This window comes from Jatrophihabitans sp. (genome assembly GCF_051960575.1).
In the GTDB taxonomy this organism is placed as follows: Bacteria; Actinomycetota; Actinomycetes; order Mycobacteriales; family Jatrophihabitantaceae; genus JBQCEE01.
In genome coordinates, this window is record NZ_JBQCEE010000376.1 from 1 (window position 1) to 11678 (window position 11678).

Consider the following 11678-nt stretch of genomic DNA (forward strand, 5'->3'; position numbering starts at 1 on the left):
CCGTGGTCGGTTGCCGACCACGGCGCTCCTTCGATCTGGGACGCGGGCTCTGACTAGAGCAGCGAGCGCAGCACGAACGGCATGATGCCGCCGTGCCGGTAGTAGTCGGCCTCACCCGGGGTGTCGATGCGCAGGCGCGCGTCGAACTCGGTGTCGCCGGCCTTCACGTGCACCGTGCGCGGGGTCGTGCCGTTGTTCAGCTCCTCGACCCCGGTGATCTCGAAGGTCTCCTCACCGGTGAGCCCGAGCGACTCGGCCGACTCGCCGTCCGGGAACTGCAGCGGCAGCACGCCCATGCCGATGAGGTTCGAGCGGTGGATGCGCTCGTAGCTCTCGGCGATGACCGCCTTGACACCGAGCAGCGCGGTGCCCTTGGCCGCCCAGTCGCGCGAGGACCCCGAGCCGTACTCCTTGCCGGCGAGGACGACGAGCGGGATGCCCGCAGCCTGGTAGTTCACCGACGCGTCGTAGACCGAGGTGACCTCGCCGTCCTTGGTGAAGTCACGCGTCACGCCGCCCTCGGTGCCCGGCGCGATCTGGTTGCGCAGGCGGATGTTGGCGAACGTGCCGCGGATCATCACCTCGTGGTTGCCGCGGCGCGAGCCGTAGGAGTTGAAGTCCTTGCGCTCGACGCCGTGCTCGGCGAGGTACTTGCCGGCGGGGGAGTCGACCTTGATGGCACCGGCCGGGCTGATGTGGTCGGTGGTCACCGAGTCACCCAGCTTCAGCAGCACCCGCGCGCCGTGGATGTCGCTCACCGGCGCCGGCTCGCGCTGCATGCCCTCGAAGTACGGGGGCTTCCGGACGTAGGTGGAGTTCGCGTCCCACTCGAAGGTCGAGCCCTCGGGCGTGGGCAGGCCCTGCCAGCGCTCGTCACCGGCGAAGACGTCGGCGTAGTCCTTCGTGAACATCTCCGACGCGATCGCCTCGTCGATGACCGACTGCACCTCGCTCGGCGACGGCCAGATGTCGCTGAGCAGCACCGGGTTGCCGTCGCTGTCGGTGCCGAGCGGCTCGGTGGTGATGTCGATGTCCATCGAGCCGGCCAGCGCGTAGGCGACGACGAGCGGCGGGGACGCGAGGTAGTTCATCTTCACGTCGGGGTTGATGCGTCCCTCGAAGTTGCGGTTGCCCGAGAGCACCGAGACGACCGCGAGGTCGGCGTCGTTCACCGCGGCCGAGATCTCTTCCTGCAGCGGGCCCGAGTTGCCGATGCAGGTGGTGCAGCCGTAGCCGACGAGGTTGAAGCCGAGCTTGTCGAGGTAGGGCGTCAGGCCGGCGCGGTCGTAGTAGTCCATGACCACCTTCGACCCCGGCGCGAGGGTGGTCTTGACCCACGGCTTGCGGCTGAGGCCGCGCTCGACGGCCTTCTTCGCCAGCAGCGCGGCGGCGACCATGACCGACGGGTTCGAGGTGTTCGTGCAAGACGTGATCGCGGCGATCGTCACCGCGCCGTGGTCGAGCTCGAAGCTCGTGCCGTCGGCGAGCGTGACGGCGGTGGGCTTCGACGTGCGTCCGGTGGCGCCGGTCGCGGCCGAGTGCACCGGCGCGGCGGCCTCGTCCGGGCTGATCGGGTCGCTCGCGGGGAAGGTCTCACTGACCGACTCGTCCACGGCGTCCTGCACCGAGTCGCCGTCGACGTAGTTCGTGAGCGCCTCGCGGAACATCGGCTTGGCGCGGTTCAGCGGCACGCGGTCCTGCGGGCGCTTCGGGCCGGCGAGCGACGGCTCGACCGTCGACAGGTCGAGCTCGAGGGTCTCGCTGAACGCCGGCTCGACCGACGGGTCGTGCCAGAGGTTGTTGGCCTTGGCGTACGCTTCGACGAGCGCGATCTGCTCGTCCTTGCGGCCGGTGAAGCGCAGGTAGCGCAGCGTCTCGTCGTCGATCGGGAAGATCGCGCAGGTCGAGCCGTACTCGGGGCTCATGTTGCCGATGGTGGCGCGGTTGGCCAGCGGCACCGCGCCGACGCCCTCGCCGTAGAACTCGACGAACTTGCCGACGACGCCGTGCTTGCGCAGCATCTCGGTGATCACGAGCACGAGGTCGGTGGCGGTCGAGCCCTCGGGCAGTTCGCCGCGCAGCTTGAAGCCGACGACGCGGGGGATGAGCATCGAGACGGGCTGGCCGAGCATGGCCGCCTCGGCCTCGATGCCGCCGACGCCCCAGCCGAGCACGCCGAGGCCGTTCACCATCGTGGTGTGCGAGTCGGTGCCGACCAGCGTGTCGGGATAGGCCAGCCCGTTGCGCGCGAAGACGACGCGGGCGAGGTACTCGACGTTGACCTGGTGCACGATGCCGGTGCCCGGCGGCACGACCTTGAACTCGTCGAAGGCGGTCTGGCCCCAGCGCAGGAACTGGTAGCGCTCGAAGTTGCGCTCGTACTCGAGCTCGACGTTGCGGGTGAAGGCGTTCGCGGTGCCGAAGAGGTCGGCCACGACCGAGTGGTCGATGACGAGTTCGGCCGGGGCGAGCGGGTTGATCTTGGTGGCGTCGCCGCCGAGGTCGACGACCGCCTCGCGCATGGTGGCGAGGTCGACGACCGCGGGCACGCCGGTGAAGTCCTGCATCACGACGCGGGCGGGGGTGAACTGGATCTCGGTGTCGGGCTCGGCGTTCGGATCCCAGCGGCCGAGCGCGCTGATCGACTCGGCGGTGACGTTCGCGCCGTCCTCGGTGCGCAGGAGGTTCTCGAGCAGCACCTTGAGGCTGAACGGCAGCCGCTCGGAGCCCTCCACCTTGTCGATGCGGAAGTAGTCGTGGGACGCGTCCCCGACCGTCAGCTTCTCGCGGGACCCGAAGCTGTTGCTGCTGTCTGCCGGCACGTTCCGCTCCTCGTCGTCGAATTATCTTGACGTCAAGATATCTCATCGGGGCTGGCAACCGCCAGTGTCGGACGCGGGGTCAGCACCACCGCCCACCGTAAACTCCGGCCGTGGGTCAGGACGCGGCGGAGGTGGGTGCACCGTCGCTGGTGACCCCCGCTGCGGACGACGCCCGCTGGACCCTGATCCGCCGGGCGGTCGGCGTCCTCTACGTCGCCGGCATCGTCACCTACGTCGCGCTGCGGGGCGTGCCGAAGAGCGTCTTCGCGCTGACGCTCGTCGCCGTGCTCGGCCTGCTGATCTGGTGCCTCGGACGCGGGTGGCGGCGCAGCCTGCAGGTGGTGTTCGACTGGGCACCGTTCACCGCGGTGCTGGTCGGCTACGACAAGACCCGCGGGCTGGCCGACAGCCTGGGCATCGCCGTGCACGAGCACGACATCGTCCGCTGGGAGAAGGCGACCTTCGGCGGCACCGAACCCACGGTCTGGCTGCAGCAGCACCTCTACGACGCGGCGCACGTGCACTGGTACGACGCGCTGCTCACCCTCGTCTACACCTCGCACTTCGTCGCGACGCCAGTGCTCGCCGCCGTGCTGTGGCTGCGCGACCGCGTCTACTGGCTGCGCTACATCGCCCGGGTGGTCGTGCTGTCGGTGTTCGGGCTGATCACCTACATCCTGTTCCCCGAGGCGCCGCCGTGGCTGGCCGCGCAGGACGGCCTCACGCCGGCCGTCGAGCGGCTCTCGCCCCGGGGCTGGAGCTGGTTCCACCTCGGCGACGTCGAGAGCCTGCTGACCCAGGCGCAGTCGGGCGGGTCGAACCCGGTGGCCGCGATGCCGTCGCTGCACTTCGCGATGGCGGTGCTCGTGGCGGCGGCGATCGCCGGGCGGCTGCGCACGCGCTGGCGCTGGCTGCTCGCCCTCTACCCCGCGGCGATGGGCTTCGCCCTCGTCTACCTCGGCGAGCACTGGGTGCTCGACCTGGTCGCCGGAGCTGTGTACGCCGCGATCACGACCTGGCTGGTCGCCCGCGCCGACCGCTGGTGGACGGCCCGGCACGACGGCCACCGGCTGGGCGAGCACGCGCCGCTGGCGGAACCCGCCCCCGCGGCCGCGACCGCCGGTTAGGCCTGCGCGCACCTTCCGCCGCCCGCCGCCTTGTCCCGCAGCGCCGGGTTCTCGGGGCGCCTTGTCCCGCAGCGCCGGGGCATCGGCGGCGAAAATTCCGCTGCTCCGGGGCAAAGCAGCCGCGCCCCGCCTGGTCCGGCGGCTCAGCCTCCGGCGCGTCCGGCCGATGGGTGTTGTGTCCGGTGTCAATGTGACGTCTGGACACTGGTGTGACTCAAGTGGCAGTCTGGTCCGGATCCTGCCCGTGGTGAGGAAGGCCGACCGTCGTGCATCGACCCCATCCGGAGGGCGCGCAACGCCGCCCGACGGCCGTGGGCGCCCGCCGGGCCCTGCGGGCCGCGCTCGCCCTGACCACCTTCGGCACCCTGCTCGTCGCGGCGCCCGCGGTGTCGCTCGCCGACCCGCCGGTGAACCCGTCGGACGGCCAGCTCAGCGCCGCCCAGGCCAAGAAGAACTCACTCGCCGACCGGGTCGGCGCCCTCAGCGGCCAGATCGCGCAGATGCAGAACAAGCTGCAGCAACTGCAGGGCCAGCAGGAGCTCGCCGAGCAGAAGTACGCGTACGCCTACTCGCAGCTGCAGGACGCGATCGTCCAGGTGAAGCAGTCGAAGGCCAAGGTCGCCGCGGCGAACGAGGCGTCCGCCAGCGCCGAGCACGACCTCGTGCGCTACCTGCAGGCCACCTATGAGTCGCCGACGCTCGGGGGCGGCACCGCCGAGACGCTGCTGACGGCCACCGACCCGGACGCCCTGCTCGAGCAGGGGGCGATCCAGAACTACGCCGCGCTCAACCAGGTCGACGCCATCGGCGCCATGCAGCGGGCCACGATCGCACGCTCGAACGCCGAGGCGGCCGCCCGCCGGGCGCAGCAGCGCCAGCAGCAGCTCACCGAGCAGGCCAAGCAGGCGCAGCTCGCGGCCAAACAGGCCGTGGACGCGGCACGCAGCCAGCAGGCCGAACTGCAGACGACGCTGGCCGCGAGCCAGTCGGCGCTGAGCCAGGCGCAGTCGCAACTGGCCGACCTCAACAACCAGCGCGCGCAGTACGAGGCCTACGTCGCCGAGCAGCGCCGCATCGCCGCCGAGAAGGCCCGGCAGGAGCGGCTGGCGCGTGAGCGCGCCCAGCGCATCGCCGAGGAGCAGCGCCGTCGGCAGCAGCAACAACAGCAGCAGCAGCACCAGGGCGGCGGCGGAGGCGGCGGTTCGTCGAGCGGCGGCGGCGGCGGCGGTGGCGGCGGAGTGCCGATCGCGCCGTCGGGCGGCGGCTGGACGTCCGGCGAGGCGCAGACCGCGGTGAACCGGGCCATGAGCACCCTTGGCTGGCCGTACGCGTGGGCCGGCGGCAACGCGAGCGGGCCGACCTACGGCGTGTGCGACCCGAGCAACGACGCCCCGAACGATTGCCACGTGTACGGCTACGACTGCTCCGGGCTGGCCATGTACGCCTGGGGCCCGTACCTGTCGATGCCGCACTACGCCGCGTCGCAGTACGTGATGGCCGGCTCGTACCACCCGGGCGCCGGCGACCTGCGTCCGGGCGACCTGGTGTTCTGGAGCTCCGACGGCACGATCGGGGGCATCCACCACGTGGCGCTCTACATCGGCGGCCAGCAGATCATCGAGGCGCCGTACAGCGGCGCGTGGGTGCGCACGGCCTCGCTCTACGAGTACGGCGACTTCTTCGGCGCCACCCGCCCGCTGAGCTGATTCGGCCTGATCTGACACGAACGCGTCCGGTCCGTAGATTGGAACGATGATCGAGCTGCGTGACGCCTTCGGCCGGATCGCCACCGACCTGCGCATCTCGCTCACCGACCGCTGCTCGCTGCGCTGCACGTACTGCATGCCGGCCGAGGGGCTGCAGTGGCTGACGAAGACCCAGCGCCTCGCCGACGACGAGATCGTGCGGCTCGCGAAGGTCTTCGTGGACGCAGGGGTGCGCAGCATCCGGCTCACCGGCGGCGAGCCGCTGACACACCCGACCCTGGTCGACATCGTGGCGCAGCTGGCCGCATTCGAGCCGCGCCCCGAGCTCTCGCTCACGACCAACGGCATCGGCCTCGCCGGCCGGGCCGCCGCGCTCGTCGAGGCCGGGCTCGACCGCGTCAACGTCTCGGTCGACACGCTCGACCCCGAGAAGTTCACGGCGCTGACCCGCCGCAACCGGCTGCCCGACGTGCTCGCCGGCGTGGCGGCGGCCGCCGCGGCAGGCCTCGCACCCGTCAAGGTGAACGCGGTGCTCGTGCGCGACAGCAATCTCGACGAGGCGCCGGCGCTGCTGGCCTGGGCGCTCGAGCACGGCTACCAGATGCGGTTCATCGAGCACATGCCGCTCGACGCCGACCACACCTGGACGCGCGAGGAGATGGTGACCGCCGAGGAGATCCTGCGGGTGCTCGCCTCGCAGTACGACCTGCGTCCGGTGGGGCACATCGACCACGCCCCGGCCGAGGAGTTCGAGGTGTTCTCGCGCGACGGCGAGCGGCTCGGCACGACCGGCGTCATCGCGTCGGTGACCCGGCCGTTCTGCCGCGAGTGCGACCGGCTGCGGCTCACCGCCGACGGCCAGCTGCGCACCTGCCTGTTCGCGCAGACCGAGACCGACCTGCGCGCCCCCTTGCGTGACGGCGCCACCGACGCCGAGCTGACCGAGCTGATCGCCACCGCGGTGGCCGGCAAGCAGGCCGGGCACGGGATCAGCAGCATCGGCTTCGTCCAGCCCACCCGGACGATGTCCGCCATCGGCGGCTGACTTCGGCTCAGCGGGCGAAGGGCTCCGAGCCGAGCAGGAAGCCGCGGACGGACAGGAAGTCGCCGAGGGTCGTCGCGTGCTCGTCGCAGGCCAGCCAGTGCTTCACCCGGGCGGCGTCGTGCAGGCGCGGATTGCGCCACCGGAGGTCGGTGGTGGCGTCGCGGCGGCACCCCTTCGCCGAGCACTGGGGCGGCCCGTCGGCGGGCCCGGGTTCCGTGACGAACACACAGGCACGCTAGACCCGGCTCACGTACCGTTGAGCCGTCGCCCCGACCGCCTGTGAAGTGAGGACGCCCGTGACCCAGCCCGGTCAGACGCAGACCCCCGCCGCCGACGCGTCGGCGATCGAGCGGGTGCTGTTCGAGGTCAAGCGGGTGATCGTCGGCCAGGAGCGGCTCGTCGAACGGATGATGGTGAGCGTCCTGGCGCAGGGGCACTGCCTGCTCGAGGGCGTGCCGGGTGTCGCGAAGACCCTCGCCGTCGAGACGCTCGCGCGGACGGTCACCGGCTCGTTCTCGCGCCTGCAGTTCACGCCCGACCTCGTGCCGTCGGACATCATCGGCACCCGCATCTACCGCCCCGGCGCCGAGCAGTTCGACACCGAGCTCGGGCCCATCATGGCCAACTTCGTGCTGGCGGACGAGATCAACCGCGCCCCGGCGAAGGTGCAGTCGGCGATGCTCGAGGTGATGGCCGAGAAGCACGTGACGATCGGCGGCGTCCGCTTCGACGTGCCGAAGCCGTTCCTGGTGCTGGCCACGCAGAACCCGATCGAGAGCGAGGGCGTGTACCCGCTGCCCGAGGCGCAGCGCGACCGCTTCCTCATGAAGGTCGTCGTCGACTACCCGACGGCCGCCGAGGAGCGCGAGATCGTCTACCGCATGGGCGTGCAGCCGCCCGTCGCGAACGCGGTGATCAACACCGACGAGTTGCAGCGGCTGCAGCAGACGGCCGGACGCGTCTTCGTGCACCACGCGCTCGTCGACTACGTCGTGCGCCTCGTGCTCGCCACCCGCACGCCGCAGCAGCTCGGCCTCAACGACGTCGCGCAGTGGGTGAGCTACGGCGCGTCGCCGCGTGCGTCCCTCGGGCTCATCGCGGCCGGCCGCGCGCTCGCGCTCATGCGCGGACGCGACTACGTGCTGCCCCAGGACATCCTCGACATCGCCGTCGACGTGCTCGCGCACCGCCTCGTGCTCAGCTACGACGCGATCGCCGACGGCGTGCCGGCCGCGCACGCGGTGCGGCGCATCCTGCAGACGGTGCCGCTGCCGCAGGTCGCGCCGCGGCAGCGCGCCGGCGGCCCGGTCGAGATGTCGCCGCCGCAGGTCGGCCAGGTCGCGCGCGGTCCGGTGCCACAGGGACCGCAGGGACCGCAGGGACCGCCGCCCGGGCAGGCGCTGCCGGGGCAGCAGCCGCCGAACCCGTGGGGTGAACGCACCGCGTGAGCGAGCCCCGCGAGTTCGATCACGGCCCCACGCTCGATCTCGAGGCGGCCGAACCGCTGCTGCGCAAGCTCGAACTGGCGGTGCGCAACCGCCTCGACGGGCTGCTGCAGGGCAACTACCTCGGTCTCGTGCCCGGCCCGGGCAGCGAGGCCGGCGAGTCACGCCAGTACGTGGCCGGCGACGACGTGCGCCGCATGGACTGGCCGGTCACCGCGCGCACGATGACCCCGCACGTGCGGCAGACCGTCGCCGACCGGGAGCTCGAGACCTGGCTGGTCGTCGACATGTCGCCGAGCATGGACTTCGGCACCGGCATGAGCGAGAAGCGCGAACTCGTGCTTGCCGCGATCACCGCCGTCTGCCACCTCACCGTGCGCGGTGGCAACCGCGTCGGCGCGCTGGTCAGCAACGGCGCCGACACCTTCACCGTGCCGGCGCAGGGCGGCCGCACCCACGCCCGCGCCCTCGTCCGGCGGATCGCGGCCACGCCGCGTGCCACCACCGGCGGCACGGGCGACCTCGCCCGCATGCTCGAGTCGCTGCGCCGGCCGCAGCGGCGCCGGGGTCTGGTCGCAGTCGTCTCCGACTTCCTCGAGACGGGGGCCGACCCCGCCGCGCCGCCCGCCTGGGAGCGTCCACTGCGGGCGCTGTCGGCGCGCCACCAGCTGCTCGGCGTCGAGGTGCTGGACCCGCGCGAGCTCGAACTGCCCGCCGCCGGCCTGGTGACCTTCCAGGACACCGAGACCGGCGAGTTCCTCGAGGTGCAGACCTCGGACGCGAAGGTGCGGGCCCGCTACGCCGCCGCGGCGCAGCAGCAGCGCGAGCGCATCGGGCTCGGGCTGAAGCACGCCGGCGCCGCCCATCTGCAGCTCCGCACCGACCGAGACTGGGTCGGTGATGTCGTCCGGTTCGTCCTCACGCAGCGGCACTTCGTGGTCGGTGCGGTCGGAGCAGGTGTTCGATGATCCCGTCCGGTTTCCTGTCCGCGAAGTGGCTGTGGCTGCTGGTCGCGGTGCTCGCGCTCGCGCTGGCCTACGTCGGCGTGCAGCTGCAGCGCCGCAAGTACGTCGCCCGCTTCAGCAACGTCGCGCTGCTCGGCTCCGTTGCGCCGAAGCGGCCCGGCTGGCGACGGCATCTCACGTTCGCGCTGGTGCTGCTGTCGCTGCTGTTCCTGACCTTCGGGCTGGCCCGCCCGTCGGCCGAGGCGAAGGTGCCGCGCGAGCGGGCGACGGTGGTCGTCGCGATCGACGTGTCGCTGTCGATGGAGGCCACGGACGTGACACCGTCGCGCATCTCGGTGGCCAAGGCCGCGGCGCGGCAGTTCGTCGACATCATCCCGTCGCGCATCAACGTCGGCCTCGTGTCCTTCGGCGGCTCGGCCAACCTGCTCGTCCCGCCCACCCTCGACCGTGACAGCGTGAAACGCGCCATCGCCGGGCTGCAGCTGCAGGAATCGACGGCCATCGGCGAGGCCATCTTCACGTCGCTGCAGGCGATCCAGAACTTCGCGAAGTCGACGACCGCGCAGGGCGACACGCCGCCGCCGGCCCGCATCGTGCTGCTGAGCGACGGCTCGAACACCGTCGGCCGCTCGGTGCAGTCGGCCGTGGACGAGGCGCGGAAGGAGAAGGTGCAGATCTCGACCATCGCCTTCGGCCGCCCCGACGGCACCGTCACCTACCAGGGACGCACCATCCCGGTGCCCGCCGACGACCAGACCCTCTCGGCCATCGCGCAGGAGACCGGCGGCAGCTTCCACACCGCCGCGAGCGACAACGAGCTGCGCTCGGTCTACAAGGACATTGGCAGCCAGATCGGCTACACCACCACGCACAAGGAGGACAGCTGGCGGTGGTTCGGCCTCGGGCTGATCTCCCTGTTCGCCGCCGCGGGCGCGTCGCTGCTCTGGGCCGGACGCCTGGTCTAGCCGCCTGCTCCACCGCCCGGCGCCGTCGGCGATCTTGTGCATGGCGCGCGCACGTCGGGGCGCGTCCTGCACAAGGTCCGGATCGCGCTCGCGACCTTGTGCATGGCGCGCACACGGTCACGCGCGCCGTGCACAAGATCCACTTCGCGGGCGCGCGGGCGCGGACTCGCGGACTCGCGGAACGGGTCGGCCGGGGGCGACGACCGGACGATCAGGGCGTGAGCACCAGCTTGCCGACGGTGCCGCGGCCGAGCAGGGCGCGGTGGGCGTCGGCGGCGCGCTCGAGCGGGTAGCTGTCGCCGACGATCGCGCGCAGCTCGCCGTCGGCCAGCAGCCGCAGCAGCCCGGTGATGGTCTGGGCGTACACGTGCGGCTTCTGCAGCACGTGCACCAGCCAGAAGCCGATGACCGCGGTGCTGCGGCTCATGAGGCGTCCCGGGTCGACGGGGGTCGGGGGCGTGCGTCCGGCCATGCCGAAGACGGCGAGCCGGCCGAGCGGCGCGAGCGCGGCGAGGCTCTGGTCGAAGACCGAGCCGCCGGTCATCTCGAGCACGACGTCGACACCTTTGCCGCCGTTCGCGTCGCGCAGGGCCGCCTTCATGTCCGCGGCGCGCGAGTCGACGACCGCGTCGGCACCGAGCTCGGTGCACAGGGCGCGCTTCTCCTCCGACGAGGCGGTGGCGATGACGCGGCCGGCGCCGAACCGCTTCGCCAGCTGGATCGCCATCACGCCGACGCCGCCGGCGCCGGCGTGCACGACCACCGACTCGCCCTCGGCGAGGTGCGTCGAGGTCGTCAGCAGGTGCCACGCCGTCGATCCCTGGACGAGGGTGGTGAGCGCCGCGCCGTCGCTCACCTCGTCCGGCACCGGGAAGAACTGCCGCGGGTCGGCGGCGACCTTCTCGGCGTAGCCGCCCGAGCCGAGCAGGCCGAGCAGCCGCCGCCCGCTCGCGTCGCGCACGACCACCTCGCCGCCCGGGATGAGCGGCAGCGTCTGCTGGGCCAGGTACGAGTTCTCGGTCTGGTGCGTGTCGGCGTAGTTGATGCCGGCGGCCAGCACGCCCAGCAGTTCCTGCCCCTCGCCGGGCACCGGGTCGGGGATCTCGCGGACGACGAGGGTCTCGGGTCCGCCGAACTGGTCGAGCTGGATGGCACGCATGGGCCCACCCTAGGGCCCCTGCCCGGGACCGGGTGAGGCCGTTCGCACCGGGACAGGCTGCCGGGCCCGGTCGACGCTGACGGCAAGCACCCGGGCGCCACGCGCGGGGGAGGAGGCCGTCGATGTCCGTGCTCGCCGAGCCTGCGGGCCGCTACGTCCACTGGGGCGTCGTGCAGCTCTCGCTCACCAACCTGCTGATCATCGTCGCGATGATCGTGGTCTTCGTGCTGGCGCTCGTGGTGCCGTTCCCCACCTCGCACGACGACGACGAGGAGCCCCGGTCATGACCGCGGCGACCCGCCGCGCGCGCCGCAACTGGACCGCGTCGACCCGCGAACGACTCGCGCGCACCGTGCCGCCGGGGCAGGCGCTGCCCGACCGGCAACCGGTCTACGTCGCGTCCTGGATCTACGTCTTCGGCGTGCTGACGATCGCGGCCCTGCT

Annotated in this window: 10 protein-coding genes; 7 read left to right on the forward strand and 3 right to left on the reverse strand. The window is 72.0% G+C overall.

What is annotated here, in order from left to right:
• Positions 1–53: 53 nt before the first annotated feature.
• Positions 54–2822, reverse strand: coding sequence for an aconitate hydratase AcnA (gene acnA / locus ACTHMS_RS20965; RefSeq protein WP_440308599.1), 2769 nt, complete (start codon positions 2820–2822; stop codon positions 54–56).
• A gap of 110 nt (positions 2823–2932) precedes the next feature.
• Here acnA and ACTHMS_RS20970 point away from each other — a divergent pair, with 110 nt between their 5' ends.
• The 3 genes from ACTHMS_RS20970 to moaA all read left to right on the forward strand — a co-directional run bounded on the left by ACTHMS_RS20970 (position 2933) and on the right by moaA (position 6700).
• Positions 2933–3949, forward strand: coding sequence for a phosphatase PAP2 family protein (locus tag ACTHMS_RS20970; RefSeq protein ID WP_440308600.1), 1017 nt, complete (start codon positions 2933–2935; stop codon positions 3947–3949).
• A 266-nt stretch (positions 3950–4215) separates the two neighbouring features.
• On the forward strand, positions 4216–5655 hold the full coding sequence (locus ACTHMS_RS20975) for an NlpC/P60 family protein (protein WP_440308601.1): 1440 nt from the start codon (positions 4216–4218) through the stop codon (positions 5653–5655).
• 46 nt (positions 5656–5701) lie between these two features.
• Positions 5702–6700: a GTP 3',8-cyclase MoaA gene (moaA, locus tag ACTHMS_RS20980; protein ID WP_440308602.1), complete on the forward strand. Its 999-nt coding sequence runs from the start codon at positions 5702–5704 to the stop codon at positions 6698–6700.
• 7 nt (positions 6701–6707) lie between these two features.
• Here moaA and ACTHMS_RS20985 read toward each other — a convergent pair whose 3' ends face one another.
• On the reverse strand, positions 6708–6926 hold the full coding sequence (locus tag ACTHMS_RS20985) for a hypothetical protein (RefSeq protein ID WP_440308603.1): 219 nt from the start codon (positions 6924–6926) through the stop codon (positions 6708–6710).
• 70 nt (positions 6927–6996) lie between these two features.
• Here ACTHMS_RS20985 and ACTHMS_RS20990 point away from each other — a divergent pair, with 70 nt between their 5' ends.
• From ACTHMS_RS20990 to ACTHMS_RS21000, 3 genes are read left to right on the forward strand one after another with little or no spacing between them, the layout of a single operon-like run.
• On the forward strand, positions 6997–8148 hold the full coding sequence (locus ACTHMS_RS20990) for an AAA family ATPase (RefSeq protein WP_440308604.1): 1152 nt from the start codon (positions 6997–6999) through the stop codon (positions 8146–8148).
• Complete coding sequence (locus tag ACTHMS_RS20995) at positions 8145–9113, forward strand: DUF58 domain-containing protein (protein ID WP_440308605.1); 969 nt, start codon at positions 8145–8147, stop codon at positions 9111–9113. Before ACTHMS_RS20990 ends, ACTHMS_RS20995 begins: the two co-directional genes overlap by 4 nt.
• Positions 9110–10075, forward strand: a complete 966-nt coding sequence (locus ACTHMS_RS21000; protein ID WP_440308606.1) for a VWA domain-containing protein — start codon at positions 9110–9112, stop codon at positions 10073–10075. The genes ACTHMS_RS20995 and ACTHMS_RS21000 overlap by 4 nt, the downstream gene beginning before the upstream one ends.
• 211 nt (positions 10076–10286) lie before the next feature.
• On the opposite strand, the gene ACTHMS_RS21005 is transcribed toward ACTHMS_RS21000, so the two are convergent.
• Positions 10287–11234 carry a quinone oxidoreductase family protein gene (locus ACTHMS_RS21005; RefSeq protein WP_440308607.1) on the reverse strand — a complete coding sequence of 316 codons (948 nt, stop codon included), beginning with the start codon at positions 11232–11234 and terminating at the stop codon, positions 10287–10289.
• A 122-nt stretch (positions 11235–11356) separates the two neighbouring features.
• On the opposite strand from ACTHMS_RS21005, the gene ACTHMS_RS21010 reads away from it, so the two are divergent.
• Positions 11357–11521 carry a hypothetical protein gene (locus ACTHMS_RS21010; RefSeq protein WP_440308608.1) on the forward strand — a complete coding sequence of 55 codons (165 nt, stop codon included), beginning with the start codon at positions 11357–11359 and terminating at the stop codon, positions 11519–11521.
• The last annotated feature ends 157 nt before the right edge of the window (positions 11522–11678 follow it).

Excerpts from the sequence above, each read along its gene's own strand:
- moaA (WP_440308602.1), top strand. The coding sequence starts at position 5,702 with ATGATCGAGCTGCGTGACGCCTTCGGCCGGATCGCCACCGACCTGCGC.
- ACTHMS_RS21000 (WP_440308606.1), top strand. The coding sequence starts at position 9,110 with ATGATCCCGTCCGGTTTCCTGTCCGCGAAGTGGCTGTGGCTGCTGGTC.
- ACTHMS_RS21005 (WP_440308607.1), bottom strand. The coding sequence starts at position 11,234 with ATGCGTGCCATCCAGCTCGACCAGTTCGGCGGACCCGAGACCCTCGTC.
- ACTHMS_RS21010 (WP_440308608.1), top strand. The coding sequence starts at position 11,357 with ATGTCCGTGCTCGCCGAGCCTGCGGGCCGCTACGTCCACTGGGGCGTC.